This window comes from Shewanella sp. cp20, assembly GCF_000832025.1.
GTDB lineage: Bacteria > Pseudomonadota > Gammaproteobacteria > Enterobacterales > Shewanellaceae > Shewanella.
Genome location: NZ_JPII01000048.1, coordinates 274,515 through 299,776, shown reverse-complemented (window position 1 = coordinate 299,776; position 25,262 = coordinate 274,515). Strand labels below are relative to the sequence as shown.

At 53.8% G+C, this 25,262-nt stretch carries 20 protein-coding genes; 13 read left to right on the top strand and 7 right to left on the bottom strand.

The annotated features are described in order from the left end of the window. Positions 1–196: 196 nt before the first annotated feature. From DB48_RS17210 to pdsR, 3 genes are all read right to left on the bottom strand, one after another. The gene (locus DB48_RS17210; protein ID WP_041511404.1) at positions 197–1,399 is read right to left on the bottom strand and encodes a cystathionine beta-lyase; all 1,203 of its coding nucleotides are present in this window, start codon (positions 1,397–1,399) and stop codon (positions 197–199) included. 118 nt (positions 1,400–1,517) lie between these two features. Beyond that, positions 1,518–3,689, bottom strand: a complete 2,172-nt coding sequence (gene pdsS, locus DB48_RS17205; RefSeq protein ID WP_041511403.1) for a proteobacterial dedicated sortase system histidine kinase — start codon at positions 3,687–3,689, stop codon at positions 1,518–1,520. 2 nt (positions 3,690–3,691) lie between these two features. Continuing rightward, on the bottom strand, positions 3,692–4,384 hold the full coding sequence (pdsR, locus tag DB48_RS17200; RefSeq protein ID WP_011865589.1) for a proteobacterial dedicated sortase system response regulator: 693 nt from the start codon (positions 4,382–4,384) through the stop codon (positions 3,692–3,694). Positions 4,385–4,604: 220 nt separating this feature from the next. Between pdsR and DB48_RS20575 the strand changes: the two genes are divergently transcribed. The 4 genes from DB48_RS20575 to DB48_RS17185 are packed head-to-tail and all read left to right on the top strand — an operon-like array spanning position 4,605 to position 8,364. Further along, positions 4,605–4,955, top strand: coding sequence for a YMGG-like glycine zipper-containing protein (locus tag DB48_RS20575; protein WP_327270823.1), 351 nt, complete (start codon positions 4,605–4,607; stop codon positions 4,953–4,955). Then, positions 4,865–5,359, top strand: coding sequence for a sortase-associated OmpA-like protein PdsO (pdsO, locus tag DB48_RS17195; RefSeq protein WP_327270824.1), 495 nt, complete (start codon positions 4,865–4,867; stop codon positions 5,357–5,359). Before DB48_RS20575 ends, pdsO begins: the two co-directional genes overlap by 91 nt. Positions 5,360–5,398: 39 nt before the next feature. Further along, positions 5,399–7,690 carry a marine proteobacterial sortase target protein gene (locus tag DB48_RS17190; RefSeq protein WP_082035667.1) on the top strand — a complete coding sequence of 764 codons (2,292 nt, stop codon included), beginning with the start codon at positions 5,399–5,401 and terminating at the stop codon, positions 7,688–7,690. Next, positions 7,690–8,364: a class GN sortase gene (locus DB48_RS17185; protein ID WP_235375435.1), complete on the top strand. Its 675-nt coding sequence runs from the start codon at positions 7,690–7,692 to the stop codon at positions 8,362–8,364. The genes DB48_RS17190 and DB48_RS17185 overlap by 1 nt, the downstream gene beginning before the upstream one ends. A 3-nt stretch (positions 8,365–8,367) precedes the next feature. On the opposite strand, the gene DB48_RS17180 is transcribed toward DB48_RS17185, so the two are convergent. The 4 genes from DB48_RS17180 to DB48_RS17165 form a co-directional block, all read right to left on the bottom strand. Then, positions 8,368–9,387, bottom strand: coding sequence for a GGDEF domain-containing protein (locus DB48_RS17180; protein ID WP_041511402.1), 1,020 nt, complete (start codon positions 9,385–9,387; stop codon positions 8,368–8,370). Positions 9,388–9,543: 156 nt separating this feature from the next. Beyond that, a complete protein-coding gene (locus DB48_RS17175) occupies positions 9,544–12,168 on the bottom strand; it encodes an MlaD family protein (RefSeq protein WP_041511401.1) in 2,625 nt (874 codons plus the stop codon). Next, positions 12,155–12,787: a paraquat-inducible protein A gene (locus DB48_RS17170; protein ID WP_041511400.1), complete on the bottom strand. Its 633-nt coding sequence runs from the start codon at positions 12,785–12,787 to the stop codon at positions 12,155–12,157. Before DB48_RS17170 ends, DB48_RS17175 begins: the two co-directional genes overlap by 14 nt. After that, positions 12,780–13,406: a paraquat-inducible protein A gene (locus tag DB48_RS17165; RefSeq protein ID WP_041511399.1), complete on the bottom strand. Its 627-nt coding sequence runs from the start codon at positions 13,404–13,406 to the stop codon at positions 12,780–12,782. The genes DB48_RS17170 and DB48_RS17165 overlap by 8 nt, the downstream gene beginning before the upstream one ends. Before the next feature lie 244 nt (positions 13,407–13,650). On the opposite strand from DB48_RS17165, the gene DB48_RS17160 reads away from it, so the two are divergent. From DB48_RS17160 to DB48_RS17120, 9 genes are all read left to right on the top strand, one after another. Next, positions 13,651–13,935, top strand: a complete 285-nt coding sequence (locus DB48_RS17160) for a YebG family protein (RefSeq protein ID WP_041511398.1) — start codon at positions 13,651–13,653, stop codon at positions 13,933–13,935. 17 nt (positions 13,936–13,952) lie between these two features. Then, positions 13,953–14,411, top strand: coding sequence for a GAF domain-containing protein (locus DB48_RS17155; RefSeq protein ID WP_041511397.1), 459 nt, complete (start codon positions 13,953–13,955; stop codon positions 14,409–14,411). A 272-nt stretch (positions 14,412–14,683) separates the two neighbouring features. Continuing rightward, positions 14,684–15,328, top strand: coding sequence for an RNA chaperone ProQ (gene proQ, locus DB48_RS17150; protein WP_041511396.1), 645 nt, complete (start codon positions 14,684–14,686; stop codon positions 15,326–15,328). Positions 15,329–15,359: 31 nt separating this feature from the next. After that, positions 15,360–17,405: a carboxy terminal-processing peptidase gene (prc, locus tag DB48_RS17145; protein WP_041511395.1), complete on the top strand. Its 2,046-nt coding sequence runs from the start codon at positions 15,360–15,362 to the stop codon at positions 17,403–17,405. 72 nt (positions 17,406–17,477) lie between these two features. Continuing rightward, entirely contained in the window at positions 17,478–20,039 is a 2,562-nt protein-coding gene (gene pepN / locus DB48_RS17140; protein WP_041511394.1) for an aminopeptidase N, read from the top strand. Positions 20,040–20,165: 126 nt separating this feature from the next. Beyond that, complete coding sequence (locus DB48_RS17135; RefSeq protein WP_409928953.1) at positions 20,166–20,384, top strand: DUF2835 domain-containing protein; 219 nt, start codon at positions 20,166–20,168, stop codon at positions 20,382–20,384. Between the two features lie 325 nt (positions 20,385–20,709). Continuing rightward, positions 20,710–22,758, top strand: coding sequence for a DUF1302 domain-containing protein (locus DB48_RS17130; protein WP_041511393.1), 2,049 nt, complete (start codon positions 20,710–20,712; stop codon positions 22,756–22,758). Between the two features lie 18 nt (positions 22,759–22,776). After that, positions 22,777–24,141 (top strand): DUF1329 domain-containing protein, encoded by a 1,365-nt coding sequence (locus DB48_RS17125; protein WP_041511392.1) that lies wholly within the window; start codon positions 22,777–22,779, stop codon positions 24,139–24,141. A 104-nt stretch (positions 24,142–24,245) separates the two neighbouring features. Next, entirely contained in the window at positions 24,246–25,259 is a 1,014-nt protein-coding gene (locus DB48_RS17120; RefSeq protein ID WP_041511391.1) for a WD40/YVTN/BNR-like repeat-containing protein, read from the top strand. Positions 25,260–25,262: the final 3 nt, after the last annotated feature.

Here is a 25,262-nt window from a genome sequence, read left to right as displayed (position 1 = left end):
TTAATTGTAGAATAACTACTTATCTAAAAATCCTGCTTTGTTCTCAAGCGTTTTTCCTGCGCTATTTCTGATCACATGTTTACTGTGATTGGTATAAATTGTATTAGCAAGCAATATTAATCGAAGAAAAACGCCGTCATCTCTGACGGCGTTTTTTATGGATACAAGCTGGGTTAGGGCTAGGTTCAGACCGGGCTTAAGCTGATGGCCCCTCACAGGCAGTGCCTTGCAAAACCGCATTGTAGCGGGCAAAACCGGCCTCGAGATCTTTGATGAGATCTTCAGGGTTTTCCAGGCCTACATGTAATCGAATCAATGGCTTGCTGCTGTCCCACTGGGTGGCGGTGCGCAGCTTGTCGATGCCGAAGACGCCCAGGATCAGACTCTCGTACCCCCCCCAGGAGAAGCCCATCTTGAAGTGCTGCATGTTTTCCACGAAGGCGGTGATCGCCTTGATGTTGCCGCGCTTGAGCACGAAGGAGAAGAGGCCGTTTGAGGCGCTGAAATCCCGCTTAAAAAATTCATGTCCAGGGCAGGTGTCGAAGGCGGGGTGACGCAGATGATCTACCTCGGGGCGTGTGGCCAGCCAGTTGGCGACCTCGAGGCCATTCTTCTCATGCTGTGCCATACGCACGCCCAGGGTGCGCAGGCCGCGGCTGGCGAGATAGATATCATCCGCCGAGGTGCATTGTCCCATCAGGTAGCTGTTTTCCCTCAGCTGGTCCCAATGGGCCTGGTTGGCGGTGGCCGTGCCCAGCATCACATCCGAGTGACCGACGATATATTTGGTCGCCGCCTGAATCGAGATATCGACGCCCAGCTCGAAGGGACGACAATTGATGGGCGATGCCCAGGTGTTGTCCAGCATCACCACCAGGTTATGTTTGTGGGCGATGGCGCTCAGGGTCGGCACATCCTGCACCTCCAGGGTGATGGAGCCTGGAGACTCGAGAAACAGCACCTTGGTGTTAGGGCGGATAAGCGCCTCGATGCCGTCGCCGATGAGGGGATCATAGTAAGTTGTTTCTATGCCGAAGCCCTTGAGCAGCTTGTCGCATAGATCCCGGGTGGGTTCATAGGCGGTGTCGACCATCAAGAGATGATCGCCCGCCTTGAGGAAGGAGAGCAGGGCGCCTGAGATGGCCGCCGAGCCAGAGGGATAGAGGGCGGTGCCGACGCCACCTTCGAGTTCGGCAATCGCCGCCTGAAAGGCGAAGTGGGTAGGGGTACCGCGGCGACCATAAAACATCTCGCCATTGGCGCGATGCTTGGTGGCGTGGCGCATCTCTTCTATGGTGTCGAACACCACGGTGGAGGCGCGAAACACAGGCGGGTTGATCACCCCCTTACTCCATTTCTTGTCGCGGCCGACGCTGACTATCTTGGTCTCTCTTTTCATCCCATACTCTCGTGTTGGCAACTAAGTGTAGCCATCTTAACATCTATACGGCCAAATGAAAGTGAGATTTATTGGAGTCGTTTCCGCTTTTTCTGAGCCTTATTAGTCCTGAGCCCTATTAGGCCTCTAGCGGCAGACGGACATGGATAACCACCCCGACGGCCTGATTATCCTGCATTAGGTTTTCGGCGCGAATGGTGCCGTTATGGAAGTCGGTGACCAAGCGGGCGATATAGAGGCCGAGTCCAAGGTGAGGCTTGTCCTGCGCCTTCTGGGCACGTACAGATACCATAGACTCGAAGATCTGCTCGCCCATGTTGGCAGGCAATGATGGCCCCTGATTGCTGACACTCAGTAGCGCCTGTCTGCCCTTGGCCTTGAGTGACACCTTGATCGGCGTATCGCTCTGACTGAACTCGATGGCGTTGGCGATCAGCTTATCCATCAGCTGGGCGATATACTCGGGAACGCCGCGCATGGTCATGGGTTCCTTATCGATCTCCAGCTCAAACACCTGATTGGCATAGGTCATCTGATAGCCCTGCATGCAACCGGCGACCACCTTGGAGAGGGGGAAGTTGTCCACCTCGGCATCGGTCAGTGCCTCTTCGAGGCGAGTGGCCTCGCTCATGTTGTTGAGGATCATGTTGAGTCGGCTCACCCCTTCGTGGGCTCTGTCCACATACTTTTGATGTTGGGGCGGCAGATCCTGGCTGTTGAGATGCTCGAGGGACGAGCGCACCACGGCCACCGGGGTACGCAGCTCGTGGCCCAGGCGTGAAGACATATTCTCCAGATAGTGGGTATATTGGCTCAGGCGCCCGACGATGCTGGCAAAGCTGCGGCTGAGATCGCCGATTTCATCGCGCACCTTGGAGCCGACGATCGCCTTTCTGATCCTGCCTTGGCTGTCGATGGCCTGCTCGGCATCATCCCTCAGCTTACGGATGCGGCTGGAGATGCTGGAGGCGAAGAAGAACAGGGCCAGCGTGCCCATGCTCATAATGGTCAAGATGACGTTGAACAGCTTCTCCAGCGCCTTGTTACGCAGGGTGCGGATGCCGTGAGTGGTCTCTTCGGCGATCACCACGCCCATCACGTCATCGTCTATCCAGATAGGGCTGGCGGCCGCCAGGATCACCGCCTTGCCGTCTGGGGTTAGGCGCCAGGTGGAGCCAAATTGGCCGGCCAGGGCCTTGCGGATATGGCTGCCCTCCAGCACGGTAGAGTCCTTGAGCGAGTCGACGAAATGCTTCGGCGGTGTGGTCAGAATACGATAGTAGAGCGGGTGCAGGAACTGCTGCTTAAAGCGGCCCCAGAAGGTATCCGGCGTCTGCTCGGTCGCCGTCTGCGCCCACACGTTGGTGCTGCTGTAGATGTCGCCCGACTTTGCCAATACCCGGCCGTGGCGGTCCACCACCCAGATCCGTGAGCTGTTATGGCTCATCCCCTTGATGATGCTCTCGATCTCAGGCGAGGGCACGAGCACTGTACCTAGCTTGCTGACATCATCTGTGGCCGAGGTGCCGACTATCGCCTCGACATGACGTTTCTTCCTGTCGTTGACATCGACGATGGCAAAGCCCAGCTTGCTGCCCACCATCTCCAGCGGCATCCTCAGCTCGATATTGTAGCCTTTGTCGGTTTTTAGCCACTTGCCCTGGATGCGCACCTCTGGGGTGACCGGCTGTGACTTACGGGGATCGGCGGGAAGCTCGAAGGCGCTGATCCAGCCGTCGCGTATGGTGGCCACGATATAGCGGCGAAATTGGCCATCGGGCGCCAGGGTGGCGATGGCCAGATGATCGTTGTTGTCGATGCGCAGGCTGTTGGTGCCGCGGTAGATCACCTTAGGATCTGTCACCTCGAAATAACCATAGAGGTAACCGGCGTACTTACCCACCATGTGGGTAAAACGGATGTTGAGCGGCTTGCCGTCATCGGCCTTAAACAGCTGATGGTCGGCGCCGTAGGTCAGGGCGCGGTGACGATTATCGGCCCATTCGCCCAGCTTGCCGTCCAGATGGATAGGGCCGGTTAACGGGTAGGCGTAGAGATCCCGTCCCTTCTTGACCTGTGACAGAAAACTCGCCTGCTTGTCGAACAGCTTAGGGCGTTCATGCAGGGCGGTGGCTAGCGCCTGGGTCGTGCCCTCCAGGGTCTTCTCCTGACCGTGGCGCAGGTATTTTTCCATCTCCCACACATATTGGTAGCCAAGCCAGGGCAGGCAGAGCAGGAAGAGAGAGAGTATGGCGACCTTAGTGCGCAGGCCGATGGGCAGATTAAACATGCTTAGTCTTGGGTATCCCAGCGGTAGCCCATGCCGTAGACGGTATCGATGCAATCGAACTCAGGGTCTTGGCTGATAAATTTCTTGCGGATCCGCTTCACATGGGAGGTGATGGTGCTGTCATCTACATAGATCTTGGCATCTTGCATCAATGCCTGGCGGCTACGCACGTGGCCGGGGCGCTTGGCCAGGGCGTGCACCATCCAAAATTCGGTGACCGTCAGTTCGATAGGCTGCTGTTTCCAGTAGACCTGAATGCGGTTGACATCTATGGTCAGGTTACCGTGCTCTATCATGCCATCTTGCGGATTGGCGCCATTTTGGATGTCCGAGCGCCTAAATAGCGCGGCCAGGCGTGCGATCAGATGGGGGAAGCTGACGTCTTTGCTCAGGTAGTCGTCGGCGCCCAGTCTCAGGCCGCAGACGGTGTCGAAGTCACTGTCTCTGGCGGTCAAAAAGATGATAGGCAAAGTGTTCGACATGGCCCTGAGCGACTGGCACAGGGTAAAGCCTCCGTCTATCTCATCTTCCAGGCCGATATCGATGATCGCTAAGTCAGGCAGACGAGTGTTGAAGGCCTCCATGGCGCTGGGGCGATTAGCGTACGCCTGCACAAAGTAGCCTTGCTGTTGCAGCACCTCTTTGTAGTTCTCGCGGATAGCCGCCTCATCTTCAACTATTGCAATACGCTTCATGATCCATCCATTACAGCTTAGTGTTTCTGGAGTGTGACTATACAGCAAAATACCGGGGAGAAAAGTGGCCCGGGGCAAATGCCATTTTCTTGCCACATTTGGTCTGCGCATCGTCATTTTTGTACCCCTGACTTGCCATTTCACTCATGTTTAATGACCTCATCGACAGGAACCACAAGGTTCTGATTAAACCCATCCATGTCAACTTGAGGATTTTCCCATGAAGAAGCAGATCATCGCCGCATTAATCAGTGTTTCATTATTTGGCAGCTCAATGGCTTTCGCTGCCCCCGCAACTCAAGCGACGCAAACGACAAACAGCAGCTCGACTGATGAAGAGGCGCTTATCGGTGTCGGCTCAGGCATAGTGCTGGGCGCCGTGGTAGCCGGCCCTGTGGGCGCGATTATCGGCGCCTTTACCGGTGGCATGATAGGCCAGACGGTGGCCAACGACAGCGAGATCAAGCAGCAGCAGGCCGCATTAGCCGAGAAGGAGAGTCGCCTGATGGCGCTCAAGCAGCAAAACGAGGCGCTGCTGACGGTGCAGCAGGAGTATCAAGAGCCAAGGTAGAACTGGCTCAGCTCAGACAACATCAGGGCACTCGCCTGGAAGAGCTGGCCCTAGGCCTCAACGTGCAGTTTAAGACAGGATCTTCGACCGTCGAGCCTCACTTTAAGGGGCAGCTCGATGAGGTGGCCGATGCCATGGCAATCTCGCCCCAGCTCAAGCTGGATCTGACTGGTTACGCCGATAGACGCGGCGACAGCAGCTACAACCAGGCGTTGTCTGAGCAGCGCGTCGCCGAGGTAAGAAGTTACCTGGTAGCTAAAGGCGTGGATGAGGCCAGGCTCGATGCCAAAGCCTATGGTGCCAGCGCACCGGTTAAGGATGAACAGAGCTTCGAAAATGATTTCTTCGATCGCCGCGTGACCATCAAGTTGCTGCCTGGCGATACCGCCCTGGCTTCAAACTAGATTTTGCACCATGAAGCAACGCGTAAAAGGAGAAATAAGATGTTGCCACGCCCGTATCTCAGGATGAACCAGACCGACCTTTGCCCCCCGAGGGGGGCGTTTTTTTCTCGCCAGCGTCTGGTACTTGCCGCCTTGGTGTTAAGTGTTACTGCGCTCGGCTCGGCGGCGCCTGCCTTTGGGCGCATGAGTCAGCTATCGGAACCTAATGTGCATGGCGCCAGATTTGACGAGCAGCTGCATCATTTTGACCTGCCGGCAGCCGACGAACCTACTCTGGGGCAGGGCGTGCTCGAGTATCGTCTAAATGGCGTTCAATTGGGCAGTGGCCTGCCGGCGACGGCGCTAGCGGTGGATACCCAGGTGCAGATGAACATCTCCGGCTGGATCAACCGGGTGTCGGTGAAGCAGGTGTTTGTCAACGACACTGCCCACTGGCTTAATGGCCGCTATCAGTTCCCGCTCCCCCATGATGCGGCGGTCGACAGCCTTAAGTTGCATATTGGTCAGCGGGTGATCGTCGGTGAGATCCAGCCCAAGGAGGTGGCCAGACAAACCTTCGAGCAGGCCAAAGTAGAGGGCAAGAAGGCGAGCCTGGTGAGCCAGCAAAGACCCAATATCTTTACCTCTGAGGTGGCGAACCTAGGGCCGGGAGAGGCGTTGGTCGTTGAGATCGCCTATCAACAGCAGGTGCGCTATCAAGATGGCGAGTTTAGCCTGCGTTTTCCTACGGCCATCACCCCGAGATACTTCCCCAAGGGTAAGGCGCAAAACTTAGACCATGAATCAGGCGCGGTTAATGAGGAGTCGCCGCATATGGCAACTTCTGTGGGCACGGCACCTGACGAGCAGAAGCTCTATCTGGATGTGGTGCTGGATGCCGGCATGGCGATCGCTCGTCTGGAGACCCCTTATCATCAGATGCGCCAGACTCAGCTTGGCGGCACCAAGATAGGCCTGAATCTCACCTCTAGCCTCAGGCCTGACAGAGACTTTCTGCTCAAGTGGCGCCCACAGCTTGCGGAGCAGCCGAGCGCCGTGATGTTTGCTCAGCTTGGCAAGACACATCGGCAGCTAACCGTTTCTGCCGCTGGTAATGATGAGGCGCAGAGCGATGAACAAGGCATGCAAAAACTTGCTCAGAAAGACAGCTACGCCCTGGTCATGCTGATGCCGCCTCAGGATAAGGCACGCCTGCGTCTGCCAAGAGAGTTAACTTTGGTCATCGACACCTCGGGCTCCATGAGCGGCGACTCTATCGCTCAGGCCAAGTCGGCTATCTTAAATGCCTTAGCCGGGCTGAGTAGTCAGGACACCTTCAATGTGATCGCCTTTGACAGCAGCGTGCGTAGCCTGTCGCCGGTGGCGCTTTCGGCCACCGCCGCAAACCTGGGCAAGGCCAACCTGTTCGTGCAGAGTCTTGAGGCCGATGGCGGCACCGAGATGGCGCCGGCGCTGCTGCGGGCACTGAGTCAGCCGGACACAGGCGTTTCGTCCATTGCTTCATCGGGGAGAGCCGAGCGGTTGAAGCAGGTGGTGTTTATTACCGATGGCGCCGTGGGCAACGAGGCGTCGCTGTTTGCGCTAATCGCTGCCAATATCGGACATCAGCGCCTGTTTACCGTAGGGATAGGCTCGGCGCCGAATGGCTACTTCATGGAGCGTGCCGCCAGGGCGGGACGTGGCACCTATACCTATGTGGGCAAGATAAGTGAGGTGGACGCCAAGATAGGCGAGCTGCTGGAAAAAATTGAATCGCCTCAAATAAGCGATGTGACGCTGACCCTGGATGATGGCTCTATTCCCGACTACTGGCCGGTACAGATCGGCGATCTCTATGCCCATGAGCCCATCATGGTAGCGATGAGGTTAACCCCTGCTGAACGAGCCCGAAGCGATGCCCTGATCATCTCGGGCGATCTCGATGGCAAGCACTGGCAGCGTCGTTTGGCCTTGGTGGGGGGCGAGAAGCCCAGGGGAATCGATCTTATCTGGGCGCGTAATCAAATTGCCAGCCTGCAACTGAGCAAGAATGTGCAGAACCAAGCCGCAATAAAAGAGCGTGTCACCCGACTGGCGATGGATTATCACCTGGTCAGCCCTTACACCAGCCTGGTGGCGGTGGATAAAACCCCTTCACGTCCCGAAGCGATGGACGCCTTGGAGCTGTTTAAACCCGCACCTATGCCTGTGCAATCTCAGTGGCCGCAAACCGCTACCGAGAGCCGTCTCTATCTGGCGCTGGGGGCCATGATGTTGCTGCTGATCGGCGCCTATTGGGTGAGTTACCTTCCCTGCTTGCAGGGGCTGTGGCGCAGACGCCAGGAGGCCTGATGATGAATCGTCGCAGACGCCTGGGACTCAGGCATGTCCTGCTGTTGACCGCACTGATGGCGGCCATGACACTGATCTTTAAAGGAGGTTATATGCAAGCCAAGGCACATTTTGCTCAGTTCCTCATTGAGCGGGCATGGGATAGAACCCTAGCGGACCGTCAAGCCCACAAGCCATGGAGCTGGGCCGATACCTATCCGATAGCTAAATTGCATTTTGCCGACGAGCAGGGGCGGCGCCGCGGTGCGCCCCTCTATGTGCTGGCAGGCGCCTCGGGGCGCAATCTGGCCTTCGGGCCTGCCGCGATCCTGGCGGATAATCAGATCAATCACTGGGGCAATACGGTCATTGCCGGTCACAGGGATACCCATTTTGCCAGGCTAGAGGGGATCTACCCGGGGCAGGTGATCACCCTGCAGGACGCCTCGGCGCAGGTAGTGAATTATCGCGTGCTGGGGACTCAGGTGGTGGATGAGCAAGATACGGCGCTGCTGGCTCAGGAAGATGCCCTGCGCCTGACCTTAGTGACCTGCTACCCCTTCGATAGCTTAGGCGGGCAGAGCCGCCAGCGTTTCGTGGTGATTGCCGAGCCTATGGCGGGTGAGGCGGCGGTGGCGACGCGTTTACCCGCGTCATCAGAGCCAACCAAGTCATCGGGTCGACTCCAATCGTAGGCACTAGAGGGGCATTACCCGATTTCGGCCCAGGTTCTTGGCGTCATAGAGGAAACCATCAGTGCGCTCGATAAGCGATTCGAAGGTGTCATTTGGCTGCCATTCGCTGACCCCGAAAGAGGCGCTAATCTTATCGATTGTCTGATTCTTGCGTCTGTCCTTGAGGGAGATCTTCTCCAGGGCTCGGCGCATGGCATCGGCCAGATGGCGGGTCTTGCGTTGATGGCTGTTGGGCACGATGAGGGCAAACTCTTCGCCGCCATAGCGATATAGTTTGACCCCGTCACGGCAGGATTCGCTGAGGCGCTTGGCCACCGCTTGTAACACCTTGTCGCCGAGATGATGGCCATAGGTGTCGTTAAAATTCTTGAAATGGTCCACATCGGCCAAGATCAGGCAGGTGCCTTCAGGGCTCTGAGCCAGCACGCCCTTAAGATCCTGATCGAAGGCGCGGCGGTTGAGCGCGCCTGTGAGGGCGTCATGATAAACGTCTTGTTCCGATTGTTTCAGGGCCTCTCTCAGGGCGGCGATCTCTTCCTGGGCCTTGTCTAGGCGACCGGTAAAATACTCTGTACTCTGGCGTATATCATCGGATTCTTTCACCAGATCACGTACCAGACCCAATACCTTCTCTAGGCTCAGGCCTTCCTCCTCGATACGATTGAGGCGACTGAAGTTGCTGTCGACCTTTTGTTGAAACGCGGTTGCGTCTTGGTTGGTATCCTTGATCGATTGTGACAGCTCTATGGTCATGGCCTCCAGATTCTGGCGCATGTTGAGCACGTTAACCTCGCTGGGATCGGCAATATGCTCGCGGTAGAGCAGCTCGGCAGTGACCGGAGGGCAGGTATTGTGCTCATTGACTATCTTATCCATCTTGGTGATGAGTTCGGGGTTTTGCTGGCCGACGTAGGTATACCACAGGGCATAGTTGGTGGGGGTCGTCGGGATCTGATGCTTGAGCATCAAGGGGACCGCTTTCTTGAGGTTGATAGCGGCTTCGCGTAGCAAATCTTTGCTCATTTCGACTCCAGGATAAGGTGAGCTCGGCGGTGCCAAACAGGTTTCGGCGGTGCAAAATAGCTCTTAGGGCACAAGTTGGCAGCTAGTTTCCTTAATGGGTGGCTATGTAAAGCATAGCCACCAAGTCGACTCCCTGCCTTTCTATACTAGTGAGCCTTAATGCAGACTTTGTTGATTTGGCGCCCATTTTAACCAATCGGGATCCAGTTTGGGCTGCAGGCTAAAGATCTGATGCTGACCGATGCGATTTTGCTCTGTGGTCGCCGATTGGGTGGCCACGCCAATACCACCGGCGATGATGGTCTCCAGTGAGCCGGTTTCGATCTGTGCGCCGGAGAAGAGGCCGAGATCGACCTTGATGCCCGACAGATCCCAGAACTGACTGCTTTGATTGATCAGATGACGATAACCGCTGGCCACCTGGGCTGTCATCTCGACCTGGGTGCCAGTGGCGGACAGTTGTACCTGCTTGACTTCGCCTATCTTGATACCACGGAAGATGATAGGGGTGCCTATTTTGACCGAGCCTAGGTTGTCATCCACTAGAGTGAAGGTGAGAGCATCTTGAGCGAGTAATGCCGGGGACTCGACGCTGCCCATAAAGTCATGCACTGTATTGCCACTCTCACCCGGTAGCACGGAGACATAGGGGCCGGTAATTAGGGTCTCGGCGGCCGTGATGCCTGAGAGGGAGATATTGGCGTCGACGATAAAGTATTGGGCATCGTCGGCCAGGAAAGGTGCTGCGTAGTCGCCATAGAGGTAGGCGTCGACGCTGACACTGTGCAAGTCTTGGGATAGTTTAACCCTCTCGACTTGCCCTATCTGATGGCCCTGATAGCGGATCGGCGCGTGGGCACTCAGGCGTGTGCTGGCATCGAACACTATGCTGATGGGGGTTGCCTTAGCGCGGGCCAAGGTCTCTGAGCCATAGAGGTGGCTCTGGTTACCGATATCGTCTTTATCCAGCAGCCCGAGGGATACGCTGCCCTTTAATGCGCCCTCTAGCGGCGCCACATCCAGCTTGACGCCATTTAGGCTGGCATCGACGCTCAGGGCACTGTTACGCCAGAAGATGGTGCTTGGCTTAACCAGCGAGGCGAACTGCTTGTCGATACCCAGCTCGATGGCAAAGTCTTCGCTGCTGGCACGCCAGTTGACTCCTTGCACCTCACCGATCTGCATCTTCTTATAGTAGATAGGGGAGTGGGCGGCGAGCCCGGCACCATCTGGACTCGCAAGCACTATCTTGAGGCGATTCTGCTTAGCGAGGTAACCCGCGGCCTGCTTGGCATTGGCAAACAGCGGCAGTGATCTCTTAGGATTGACTAATTTCTTACTGTGGCCCTGCATCAGGCTGATGGCGCCTTTGGTGAGGGTGGACAGATCCCGGGTATTGACGTTGATGCCGTCCAGGGAGGCATCGATCGCCAGGGCCGATTCGGCAACGAAGTAGCTACCCTGATGGATCAGCTTGGCAAATTCGGGCCAGATCTGGATGCGGTAGGCTAGGCCGGAAAAGTCAGGTTTAAACTCGACACCGTCGACCTGACCTATGGGCAGTTGTTTGTAGCGCACCTCGGCGCCTGCGCTGATCCCTGGGTTTTCCTCGGCGCTCAGGCTGAGCAACAGGGGCGGCTGTGTGTGTTGCGGGGCCTTGGTCAGCAGTGGGTAGCTGGCCTGATGTTCGCCGTTGCCGGGCATGAAGGCCACCACATTCCCCGTAACCAGTCGGCTGGCATGTTTGATGCCGCTAAGCGATAGATCGGCGCCTTCGAGCCAGAATTGACTGTCTGTGCCGAGAAGCTCGGCATATTGGGTGGCGATATTCGCATCGAAGGTCACGCCCGACTCGGTCAGCTGGGTATGGGTGATCTGGCCTATGGTGATGCCGCGATAGACGATGTCGGCGCCTGTGCTTAGGCTATCTGCGTCATCGGCCGTGAGGCTGAAGCTAATGCCGCCCAGGGCATGCTCTTTATCCTCGAAGATGGTGAAGGTCTGATTGACGTTCGCCTGCTCGCTGCTGCTTTGTGAAGAGAAGCTGACGCCACCGGCGAGTATGGCCGAGAGGCTCTCTGTCTTGACCTTGATGCCAGATAGCGAGGCGTCCAGCGCCAGCCCGGAGACATTCCAGAAGCGTGAGTCCTGTTTTACCAGGTGGGCATACTTCTTTTCTATGTATGCGTTAAAGAGGATGCTGTCGTCGTTCACCAGGCGATAGCTGACTATTTTGCCGACCGGGATCTGACGGTAAAACACCTGTGAGCCCACATCCAAAGAGCCGAGGGATGGGCTGGTGAGTTCGATCATCAAACCATCTGAGCCCGGCGCCACCGGCGGGGCCTGATCTTCGGCGGTAAACTCGTTCTTGTAATCGCCTTCGCCTGGCTGGATGGCGATATAGTTACCCGAGAAGAGGGCGTCTAGCCCCTCGACACCCGTGATCGATGCCTTAGGGGTCACCAGCCAGAACTTGGTCTCATCACGCAGGAAGGGGGTCGAGCGATAATCCATCAGCAGATCCACATAAACGCCCTGGAGTTGATCGTCGATACTGATATCAACCACCTTACCCACGGTTAAGCCCTGGTATCTGACCAGCGTCTTACCCACGTCTATCCCTGTGGCGCTGGGAAAATGGATGCGCACCTCGACGCCGGACTCGCGAATGCTCTTGATCCCGAGCCAAGCTCCCAGGGCCAGAGCGATCAGAGGAAGTAGCCAGATGGGAGAGAAGAGTTTTTTCTTAACGACTTTTGGTGTTTCAATTTGTGTCATCTTTCGATTCCAATCGGTCCCAGAGTAAACGCGTGTCTAATACTTTTGCGGCCAGCTGTGTTAGCAGAATCACCAAGGCGAAGGCGGTGGCCGCCGGCGCCGGCTTGGCATCCCAAATCTGTCCCATGTTAATGAGCGCCGCGGTAATGGAGATCACAAACAGATCCAGCATGGACCAGCGACCAATCCATTCGATGATATGAAAGCCTGCCATGAGTGTTTTTTTCGAGATCGGCAGGCGATAGCTGATCGCCGTCAGGTAAAGTGCCAGGCCAAAAATTTTCAACATGGGCACTAAGATACTGGCGGTAAACAGAATAATGGCAATAGGTAAAAGGTCTAGGTGCACCAGGTGGTTGATGCCGCTGAAGATGGTGTCCTGGCGTACCTGCCCCTGACTGGTCATGATGGTGATGGGGTAGAGGTTTGCCGGAAAAAGCAAGATGGCGGCGGTGATCAGCAGCGCCCAGCTCTTCTGCACACTGGTGCGATCGCGGCTCTGCACCGCCTGTCCGCAGCGTGGACAGCTGCCCTGATCGAGATGGCACAGAAACTTACAAGTAGGGCAGTTGGTCAGCCCCAATGATTCGCCCTGGGGAGGCCTGCTGAGCTTACTCATCCAGCACGCTCCACATATGCTCTATGTCATATTCCCTTTGCATGAAGATCACCATGATAAACAACATGGTGAAACAGAAGGTGCCGATTCCGAAATAGAGATCGGTGTAATCGGAGAGCTGAAATACCGAGACGAATATGCTGATCATGTAGATCTCAAGCATGGAGAGCTGCGCCAATAAACTGTGCTGCTTCAGCAGCTTCTTATAGATATTGCGAAAGAAAGGGGTCTTGAGTCGGTATTTGACGATCAGGACCTGGGTGAGTATCGATAGGATAAGCAGCCCAGGGGCGATCACCGCCGCCACCAATACGGCAATGCCCACCACCCAATAGCCCTGAGCGGCCACGGCCATAGCGCCTCCGGCTATGGTGGTGGTGCGAATGCTGCCTAGAAAATGCATCTCAAGCACAGGAAAAAAGTTGGCGGGGAAATAGAGCACCAGCGCAGTGATACACAGGGCTAACATGCCGTTGACGGAGCAGTAGGGGGTATCATAGAGATTGGTATGGCAGCGTGGGCACAGGGCCCGCACCCCAGTTGGCAAGGCGCGTTTTCTCACGACCAGATCGCAAGCACGGCAAAGAACGATACTCTTATCTAACACCTCTGTTTTCATATCTGTTCTGGGGCGCTTCCTGTCATCTAAGGCTATATCAATAGTGTGAATTTCTTGATATAGACCAGTAATCTATTGCCTATAAGATATTACTATAGTCAATCTATTGAAATACCTAATAAGGTGGCGCCTAAATCCGGCGCCAATAGTTGCGCAGATTCTAACAGATAAAGTTTGAGACTTGCATAAGAAGTTGTATTTATGAGATTCTACAACTGTATATAAAAACAGTGTGAGGGCGAATATGGCAGTTATAACGAAATTTGTCGTAGTCAGAGAAGGGGTGGAGAAGATGACATTCACATCTAAGAAGGAGGCGGATGCCTACGATAAGATGCTCGATATCGCGGATAATCTTCTTCCTTTTATTGAGCAAGTTGATTTAGGCTTAGATGAAAATGCATTAGAACAACTTTGTTTCTACATGGCAGAACATAAAGATCAGCTCATGGGACTCTTGAAAGGCGGCGCCGCAACCAAGGCTGCACCGGCAAAGAAACCCGCCAAGAAAGCTGAAACGAAAACATAAATTGTTAGGAAATTTGTATGAGTACACCTTGTTACACGACGCTTACCCGTCAAGTTGAAGCCCTGTTTAGCGGCGAAGATAACCTCGTCGCGGCGATGGCAAACTTCTCGGCGCTGCTCAACGAGCATCTGGATGATATTAACTGGGTCGGCTTCTATCTGCTGCAAGGTGATCAGCTGGTGCTGGGCCCCTTCCAAGGCAAAGTGGCTTGTACCCGTATTCCAATGGGGAAGGGGGTATGTGGCACGGCGGCCCAGAGTGATACCACTCAGCGTATCGAAGATGTCCATGCTTTCGACGGCCACATCGCCTGTGATGCCGCCAGTAACTCGGAAATTGTGATCCCACTGCGCCGTGACGGTCAGGTGATCGGCGTACTCGATATCGATAGCCCCTCCTTCTCTCGTTTCGACGAGGCGGATCAATTGGGGCTAGAGTCCTGCGTAAAAAGTCTGGAAAAGGCTTTATTTGCTTAAACTACAACCAATTTTGCACAATTGATGGTCGCTTTCGTCTGGCGCGCCCTTATAATAGGCCGCTTGATGAATTCAAAAACACGCCGTGAGATTTTTCATTAGTTGAAATGAATACATGGCGTTTATTGACTGTAATTGATAAGGTATGTTGGATTGTGTGGTCGCCGCCTAGCGGCATGTAAGCGACCCGATGTCTAACCAATATGAACGACACGCCAGTGCCGACGTTAACCCGGCGAGGTGATAGTCCCTTTTAAACTGTGGAAGTAATGATGGAATCAACAGAAAAGTTGACCGACACCAACGCAATTCTTGCGTATTTATATGAAACATTTCCTTTATGCTTTATCGCTGAAGGTGAAACTAAGCCTCTAAAAATAGGATTGTTTCAAGACTTGGCTGAAAGGTTAGCTGATGATTCTAAAGTCAGTAAAACGCAATTAAGAATCGCCTTACGCCGTTACACCAGTAGCTGGCGTTACCTGAAAGGGGTTAAGGCTGGGGCACAGCGTGTCGATCTTGACGGCAACGAGTGTGGCGAGCTTGAGCAAGAGCATATTGACCATGCACAGGCTACACTGAAGGAGAGTCAAGAGAAGGCTAAGGCAAAGCGTGCTGCGAAAGCGGCGGCAGAAAAGGCCGAGAAGCCTGGTCCTAAGTCTGAGAAGAAAGCCTTCAAGAAGCCACAGCCTAAGCGCAGCAGCAAACCAGCGCCTAAAGCGGCTAAGCCACAGGTTGAAGCCAAGGATTTAACCCCGGCAACACTGACCGAGTTGAAACCAAATCAACGCGTGAGTGTCAAACTAGGTAAATCACCTGTTGCAGGTGTTGTCCTGGACATCAAGAAAGAAGATGTTCAAGTACAGTTAGATTCAGGATTGACGGTAAAAGTCCCGGTAGAGCATATCCTGTTATAACTGTTCATCGTTTAAAAGGAGTAACTTGTTGATGCGAAAACTCACTCTGGCAGCATCCATTGCCAGCATCTTTGTAGGATTCTCGGCATGGGCACTGACGCCCAGTATTCCATCTAGCGAGTTGCCCTCTCTAACGCAAGAGCCGCAACATAAAGTAGCGAGCAAGCGAGTGACGGGTCTGTTCACTCGCGCCCATTATCATAGATTCGATCTGGACGATGCCTTCTCCGAGCAGGTGTTCGAGCGTTACCTTAAGCAGCTCGATTATCGCCGCAATGTCTTGCTTCAGAGTGATGTCGACAGTTTCAAGCCTTATGCGACCCAATTTGACGACATGCTGAAAAGCGGCGATCTCACTGCCGCCTACAAGATCTTCGATCTGGTGCAGCAGCGTCGTTATGACCGCTTTGCCTACGCCTTATCTCTGCTCGACAAAGAGATGGACTTCAACGCCCCCGGCGACAGCTATCAGTACGACAGAGACGAAGCCGCTTGGCCAAAAGATGAGGCCGAGCTCAATGAGCTGTGGCGTCAACGCGTCAAGTACGATGCTTTAAACCTTAAGCTGACCGGTAAAAACTGGGATGAGATCGTTAAGGTGCTCGAGAAGCGTTATAACAATGCTATCAAGCGTCTTAGCCAGACCAAGAGTGAAGATGTCTTCCAAGGTGTGATGAACGCCTTCTCTCGCAGCGTCGAGCCGCACACCAGTTACCTGTCGCCACGCAACGCCGAACGTTTCCAGATGGAGATGAACCTGAGCCTCGAAGGCATAGGCGCCGTGCTGCAGATGGATGACGACTACACAGTGATCAAGAGCCTGGTGGCTGGCGGTCCCGCGGCTAACAGCGAAAAGCTGGCGCCTGAAGATCGTATCGTGGGTGTCGGCCAGGAAGGTAAAGAGATAGTCGATGTGATTGGCTGGCGACTGGATGACGTGGTCGAGCTGATCAAAGGGCCTAAGGGCAGTAAGGTCATTCTGCAGATCCTACCTAAGAAGGGCGGCTCATCTGCCAAGCCAATCGACGTGACCATAGTACGTGACAAGATCCGTTTAGAAGATCGCGCCGCGACCTCAGAGGTGATCGAGCCTGAAACCGGTAATTATGCCGGCCGCAAGGTCGGGGTGATTAAGATCCCAGGTTTCTACATGAACCTGTCTCAAGATGTCACCAAAGAGTTAGTCAAGCTCAAAGAGGCTAAGGTTGAAGGTGTTGTCATCGACCTGCGCGGCAATGGCGGCGGTGCATTAACCGAAGCGACGCTGTTAACAGGCCTGTTTATCGAGCAAGGCCCGGTAGTGCAGATCCGTGATGCTAACGGTAAGGTGTCGCAAAATCGCGACAACGACGGCCGTGTGACCTATTCTGGTCCGTTGACCGTGATGGTAGACCGTTACAGCGCCTCGGCGTCAGAGATCTTCGCCGCCGCATTGCAAGACTATGATCGCGCGCTTATCGTGGGTGAGTCGACCTTTGGTAAGGGCACAGTGCAGCAGCATAAGAGCCTGGGCCGTATCTATGATATGTATGACAAGCCTATCGGCCATGTGCAGTACACCATCGCCAAGTTTTACCGTATCAACGGCGGTAGCACTCAGCTCAAAGGTGTGACACCGGATATTCCGTTCCCGAGTGCTCTCGAGCCGGGCGAATACGGTGAAGCCGAGGAAGCCAACGCCTTGCCTTGGGATAAGGTGCCTGTGGCCCAATACGGTACGCTTGGGGATATCACCCCCGAGCTAGTGACCAACCTTGATTCGCGTCACCAGCAACGTATCAAGAAAGATGTTGAATTTGGCTATATCGATCAAGATATTGCCGAGTTTAAGAAGAGCCACAAAGAAACCAGCGTCTCTCTGGTAGAGAAAGAGCGTGTGGCCGAGCGCGAAGCGAACGATGAGAAGCAACTTGTTCGCCTCAACGAGCGCCGTGCGGTGGCAGGGCTAGAGGCACTTAAGTCTCTGGATGACGCCGAAGAAGATGTGAAGGCGCCGGACGCATTTCTCGACGAGACAGTCTATATCACTCTGGATTTAGTGGATATGGAAAGAGTGGCTAAAAACCAGGCGAAATAATATTGAGCCAAATTTTTTAAAAACGCGCTATTGGCGCGTTTTTTTATAATCTTTTCAGATGAGGGAATCTAAATGGCACAGGTTAAGGCCAAATATTTAAAAGACTATCGCGCACCAGATTTCACAATTTCTCATGTGGATCTCTCTTTCGTGCTCGATGGTGCCAATACTCAGGTCACCGCGGTGAGTCAGGTGAAGCGTTTAAACGACGCCGGCCAGACGTTAGAGCTTGATGGTGAAGGGCTGAGCGTGAGCCAGCTACTGCTTAATGGTAAGACTCATGATTATCGCGTCACCGATGGCCAGTTAAGCATAGAAACCGACTTAGCTGACTTCGAGTTGACTATAGTGACTAAGCTGGATCCCCAGGCTAACCTGGCCTTAGAAGGTTTATACATGTCTGATGGCGCCTATTGTACTCAGTGTGAGGCAGAGGGTTTCAGACGCATCACCTATTTCCTGGATCGCCCCGATGTACTGGCGGTCTACAAGGTGCGTATCGAAGCCGACAAGGCGGCGTTTCCTTACCTCTTGAGTAACGGTAACCGAGTTGATAGTGGCGATCTTGAAGGCGATCGCCACTTTGTTTGCTGGGAAGATCCTTTCCCGAAACCGGCATACCTGTTTGCCTTGGTAGCTGGGGACTTCGATCTGCTCGACGATAGCTTTACCACCAAGAGTGGCCGCGAGGTGGCCCTGCAGGTCTTTGTCGACAAAGGCAACCTGCACAAGGCACACCATGCCATGGCTTCGCTGAAGAAGTCGATGGCCTGGGACGAGAGCCGCTTCGATCTCGAATACGATCTGGATATCTACATGATAGTCGCGGTGGACTTCTTCAACATGGGCGCCATGGAGAATAAGGGCCTCAACGTGTTCAACACTAAATATGTGTTGGCGGACAAAGACTCGGCGACGGACGAGGATTACCACGGCATCGAGTCGGTGGTGGGGCACGAGTATTTCCATAATTGGACGGGTAACCGTGTCACCTGCCGTGACTGGTTCCAGTTGAGCCTGAAAGAGGGCCTGACGGTATTTCGCGATCAGGAGTTTAGCTCAGACGTGGGCTCAAGGGCGGTCAACCGTATCCATGCCATTAAGGTCATAAAGAACCAGCAGTTTGCCGAAGATAGCGGCCCTATGGCCCATGCGATTCGTCCCGAATCTGTGATTGAGATGAATAACTTCTATACCGTTACTGTGTATAACAAGGGCGCAGAAGTGATCCGCATGATGCATACCCTCTTGGGTGAGCAGGGCTTCCAGGCCGGAATGAAGTGTTACTTTGAGCGCCACGATGGTCAGGCGGTCACCTGTGATGATTTCGTGGCGGCGATGGAAGATGCCAGCGGCGTGGATCTGACTCAGTTCAGACGCTGGTATAGTCAGTCTGGTATTCCAGAACTCACGGTTGAGGAGCGCTATGATGCCGAAAAACAGGAATATCGCCTGAGTCTGCGTCAACACACGCCACCGACGCCGGAGCAGAGTGAGAAGTTGCCGCTGCATATTCCGCTCGATCTCGAGCTTATCGGCAGCGATGGCCGCTCGCTCCTTAGCCAGGTCTTTAGTATCACAGAGGCAGAGCAAGAGTTGGTGTTTAGTGACATGAGCGAGCAACCTGTGCCTTCGCTGCTGCAAAACTTCTCTGCGCCGGTGAGGCTCAACTTCGACTATAGCGTGGATCAACTTATCCACTTGATGCGTTACGCCAGCAGCGAGGTGGCTAAGTGGGAGGCCTCGGCGGCACTCTTTAGTCAGGCGGTTTGGCAGAATGTGGCGCACCTTAAGGCGCAAAAGGCGATGTACGTCGACCCTCGTTTGGTCGATGGCGTCAAAGGTTTGCTGCTAGACGAGCAACTGGATCAGGCGCTGCTCGCCGAGGTGCTTAAGTTCCCAAGCCTGAATACCCTGGTAGAGCAGGTGAGCCGAGTGGATCTCGATGCCCTGGCATCGGCCCGCGAATTTATGCTGGAGGAGATCGCCTCAGGTTGTGAAGATGAGTTGCTGGCACGTTATCGTGAGCTCTTATCTTTTAACAGCGCCGGAGCAAGGGCCCTTAAGAATGCTTGTCTGGGATTATTGCTACAGACCTCGGATGCGCATCAGAGCCTGGCTCAGCATCAATATGAGCAGGCAGCTAACATGACAGATAGCTTGGGCGCGCTGGCTGCGCTTAATCTCGAACAGTCTGAGTTGCGTACCAGCCTGCTGCAAGATTTTCAGCAAAAATGGGCCGACACCCCCTTGGTAATGGATAAATGGCTGACTCTGGAGGCGTGCTGTCCGGGTGAAGATCGCTGCGATGCGCTGCGAGAGCTTACTCAACACAGTGCCTTTAGCTTTGCCAATCCAAACCGGGTGCGCTCCTTGATAGGCGCCTTTGCGGCGGCCAATCCTGAGGTGTTCCATCGTATCGACGGCAGCGGCTATCGATTCCTGACCGAGGCAATCATCAAGCTCAATACCCTGAACCCTCAGGTGGCGGCGCGCATCATCACACCGCTTATTCAGTTTAAGAAGTTTGATGAGCAGCGCCAGAAGCTTATGCGAGCTGCCCTGGAAGAGATTTTGGCCTTGCCGGATCTGTCGAAAGACCTCTATGAGAAGGTGTCTAAGGCGCTAGCATAGCGCCCTAGCTTAAGGCCCTAGATTTAAGTTCTAGATAAGCGCCTAGCCTATGCGCTAGCGATTGGCCTAAGATAGAGAGGGCGGGGTGCTTGGCATCTCGCCCCTTTTACTGTTAGATGATAGATTATGATGATATTTACCTTTCCCATGCAGGTGAGTTACCAGGAGTTTCTCAATTATTATCAAGGCAGTATTGATAAGATTGAGGTGAAAGACAGTTCTGGTAAGACACTGTGGATCCACGCCCGTCACTTCAGACCCTTTCTGACTACTTCCGGTATCAGGGGCTACTTTCGTCTACAACTCGATGATGAGGGTAAACTGGTTTCCCTCACCCAGCTTTAACTTTTTTAGAGTATATACTTCAAACGAGTGATTTCGTTTTATCTCTGCCTCAGTTCACTAGGATACAAGTTTAATTACCTGTTTATGCTTGCTTTTTCAACGGACGTTTTTCATCTGGTACGACTTGTTATAAAGGATTTAAATCGTGTGTTTGAATTTACGTAAGCCCTTTAGCTTAAGTGTACAAATATCAAGGTAATTTTCTGTTTTTTCGCCTTGCTCATCACCCCTAAATGCTGTAACAATGGTGTTACCTGTACGCTAACAAGATGTTGGCCACCATTCCTATAACAAAGAATCCAGCAGGTTACGGAGAAGAGCTAAAATGAAAAACGTTAAAAATGGCTTTAACAAGTCAGCGCTAGCTTTGGGGATCGTCGCAGCGTTGAGTATTGGAGCGACATCAGGCGTGCAAGCCGTGTCGTTCGATTGGGGAGAAGTGCAAGGCTCGTTCGATTCAACATTCAGTGCCGGTGCAAGCTGGCGTGTTGAGGAGCGAGACTGGGATAATCAGATTGGTAAGGTGAATCACCCGCGCTTCGACTGGTCAAATTATTCTGCATTCGGTAACACTAAATATACCTCGGCCGAGATTTGGGCTCAGCCGGGTTCTTACTCGAGCAACGGTGACTTGAGTAACATGCTCTATTCTCAGGGTGACGTAACCTCAATGGTGTTCAAGGGATTGCATGAATTGTCGCTTAAGTATGAAAATTTCGGTCTGTTTGCCCGTGGCATGTACTTCTACGATCAGAAGGCCAACAACGGCAGCTATGGCTACAGCGACCCGATAACCGGCAAGGAGTATGATCCTTGTGCCGATTCGGAAGCCTCTAAGGTGCAGTGTAAAGACGTGCGCCTGTTAGATGCCTTTATCTATGGTGACTTCGATTTCAACGACGGTGCTAACCCTCTGAGCGTTCGTATCGGTAACCAGGTGGTGTCATGGGGCGAAAGCACACTAATTCCGCACGGTATCGGGGTGATCAACCCAGTCGATCTTAACATCCTCAATGCGCCGGGCGCCGAGCTTAAAGAAGCCTTTAGACCACAAGGCATGATTTGGGCGTCACTGGGTGTAACAGAGTCTCTTTCTGTCGAAGCCTTCTATCAATATGATTGGGAGCCTGTTTGGGTACCCACCCCAGGCTCATACTTCTCGACCAACGATTTTGCCGGTTACGGCGGCTACTCGCAAAATGCCCAGCTCGGCTTTAATGCCAACCCTGACATCAACCTAGAGTTCCTGATAGACGAGTATCAGAAGCTGGCGGCCATGGTGGCATCGGGTCAGTATGATGCGGCGACACTGGGTTCATTGGCGTTAGCCTACCCGACTAAGGTGACCCTGATGCAAGATCAGGCGAGCGCCAGCGATTCGGGTCAGTACGGTATCAAGCTGGGTTATTACGCACCTGAGCTGGGCGAGACTGAGTTTGGCTTCTACTACATGAACTATCATAGCCGTCGTCCGCTGATCAGCGGCACCGCGGCGAACTTTACCCAGGAAGCGATTGGTCAAGACTTAGCGACCCTGGCAGCCCTTGGGGCAACCGGCGGCACTGTGGATCGTCAAACCTTGCTGGGTCTGGAAACCTTCTCAAAGGCGCAGATCGAATACCCAGAAGATATCAAGCTATACGGCTTTAGCTTCAACACCCTGATCGGCGATACCTCTGTTGCCGGTGAAATTGCCCATCGTCAGGATGAGCCACTACAGATTGATGACGTTGAACTCCTGTTTGCCGCTATGCCGCAGCAGCTGGCAAATGCCGGGCTTCGTCCAGATCTAGACGGTATCTCACAGGTGAAGGGTATTGGCTCAGGTGAAGCCGCAGAAGGCTATATCCGCCGCGATACCACTCAGGCACAGGTAACCTTTACCCATCTGTTCGGTCCGACATTGGGCATGGATAATCTAGTGATGCTGGCCGAAGTTGGTGGCGTGTGGATCCACGACATGCCAGGCTTCGATGAGCTGCGTCTCAATGGTCCAGGCACGGCGCGTTCGGGTGGTAACCCAGATATGCCAGGTATCATCGAGGCGGTACATAACGGCCCTGAAACGAATCCGTTCCCAACGGATTTTGCCTGGGGTTATCGTTTAGTGGCTAAGGCCGATTACAACAACCTGTTTGCCGGTGTAAACATGTCGCCGCGCATCATCTTCTCCCATGATGTTGACGGGATCACCCCAGATCCTATGTTCCTGTTCACTGAAGGTAAGAAGTCCGTCGCTATCGGCGTGAACTTCGATTATCAGAGTCGTTGGGGCGCAGATTTCTCATACAACTCCTTCTTCGGTGGTGTCGGCACGACGAATCTGATGTCAGATCGCGATTATGTGTCGTTTAACATCAAGTATTCAATCTAATTCACAAGGACAATAAGAATGAAAAAACTAACACTATTGTCGGCAGCTGTGATTGTCGCATTGACCGCACCAACAGCCTTTGCAAAAGTTTCAGAGGCGCAGGCGGCCAAGCTTGGCACCGAACTCACGCCACTTGGCGGTGAAAAGGCGGGCAATGCCGATGGTTCTATCCCGGCTTGGGATGGTGGTATCACCAAGCCTGTCGCCGGCTACGAGAAGGGAATGCATCATCCCGATCCTTTCCCGAACGACAAGATTGAATTTACCATTACCAATGCTAACAAGGCGCAGTACAAAGACTACCTGACCCCAGGTCAGATGAAGTTGTTCGAACTGTACCCTGATACCTACAAGATGAATGTCTATCAGACACGTCGTACCGCTTCCGTACCTCAGTTTGTCTACGACGCAACCAAGGCCAATGCCACACGTGCCGAGCTAGTGGCAGACGGCAACGGCATCTCTGGTGCCTCAATTGGCGTGCCTTTCCCGGTGCCACAAAATGGTCTTGAAGCCATCTGGAACCATGTGCTGCGTTTCCGTGGCGTAGACGTCGAGACGGCCCGTAGTCAGGCGGCACCAACGGCATCTGGTGGTTACACCCTGGTGGAAACTGCCGAAGAGATCCGCTTTCAATATTCGCGCCCTGAGATGACGCTGGATAAGTTAAAAGAGTCTAATACCCTGTTCTACTTTAAGCAGGTGGTGACTCAGCCAGCACGTCTGGCGGGTACTGCGCTACTGGTTAAAGAAACCATGGATCAGGAAGCACTGCCACGTCAGGCCTGGACCTATAACACAGGACAGCGCCGCGTTCGCAAGGCGCCAAACGTTGCCTTCGACACGCCGGGCACCGTATCTGATGGTCTGCGCACCACAGACGATTTCGACATGTTTAACGGCTCACCGGTTCGATACAACTGGGAGCTTGTGGGTAAGAAGGAGATCTACATTCCTTACAACGACTACAAGCTGCACTCAGACAAGTTGAAGTATGAGCAGATCCTCAAGCCTGGTCATATCAACCCAGATTATGTGCGCTGGGAAAAGCACCGCGTATGGGAAGTTAAGGCACAGCTTAAGGATGGTATGCGTCACATCTACAAGACCCGCGTCTTCTATCTTGATGAGGACTCTTGGCAGGTGGCTATGGCGGACATGTATGACAACCGTGATGAGCTTTATCGTGTAGCCGTGGCACACGCCATCAACTACTACGAAGTGCCGACTCACTGGACCACACTTGAAGTGATCCACGATCTGCAGTCTCGTCGTTACCTGGCCATGGGCCTGGATAATGAGGGTCGTATGTATAACTTCGATGCCAAGCTTAGCGAAGCGAACTTTACGCCAGCGGCATTGAGACGTGCTGGCATCCGCTAAGCACTCGTTCGTTAAGGACTTTTTTAAGCACTTATTTTAAGTACTTTTTAAGAACTTAGGGGAGAGGGGCCTGTTGGCCCCTCATTTTACGAAAGGAAGTTTGTATGTGGTTTAGCATGCTTCGGCTTGTCGCTTTATCTTCTCTGTGTATTGTCACCCTAGCCGGGGCCCAAGCGGCAACCGAGGTGGCATCTTCCGATATTCAGCCGCTGGCGACACAATCCCTGGTATTGGATATTGCCAAGCAGGGAGAAACTATGATTGCCGTGGGCGATCGTGGCCATCTATTTCGTTTTACCGACAGCTGGCAGCAGGTGATCTCACCGAGTCGCGCCTTGCTGACCAAGGCAACGCTGCTGACACTAGAACTGGGTTGGGCTGTGGGTCACGATGCCACCATCTTACATACCCAGGACGGGGGCAAGAGCTGGGTGGTGCAGATGCGTTCCCCCGAGATTGAAAAGCCTTTCTTGGATGTGCTCTTCTTCGACGCCAACCATGGCATAGCGATTGGCGCCTATGGACTCTTCTATCGCACCCAGGATGGCGGTAAACAGTGGCAGCAGGAGTTTCATACCGAGCTCTTATACGAAGAGGATCAGGCCTATCTCGATGAACTCAAGGCGGAAGATGAAAGCCTGTATCTAAAAGAGCGCAGCACCTTATTACCCCACTTTAATCGTGTGGTTCGTCTAGCCGATGACCGCCTGCTGATGGTGGGTGAACTTGGTCTGGCGGCCGAGTCACAAGACAATGGCCTTAGCTGGCAGCGTATCGAGTTTCCTTATGAGGGCTCGCTGTTTAATATCTTAGTGGCCAAGCAGGGGATCTATGTGCTCGGCCTGCGTGGGCACCTGTTTAAGAGCACCGGCGACCTAGAGCAGTGGCAGGCAATTGAGCTGCCTTCCAAGTCGACGCTGAATGGTGGAATTGTGCTGAGTGACGATAAGGTCAGGCTGGTCGGCAATGGCGGCGTGGTGATCGACGTAACCGCCGATGATGGCGTGACTATGGTGACCCAGCGTCAGGGGGAAAACCTGGTGGCTATCGGCCAGGATAAGTCAGGTACATTGTGGATTGCTGGTACCAAAGGCTTAGTTGCATTACAACAAAAATAATAA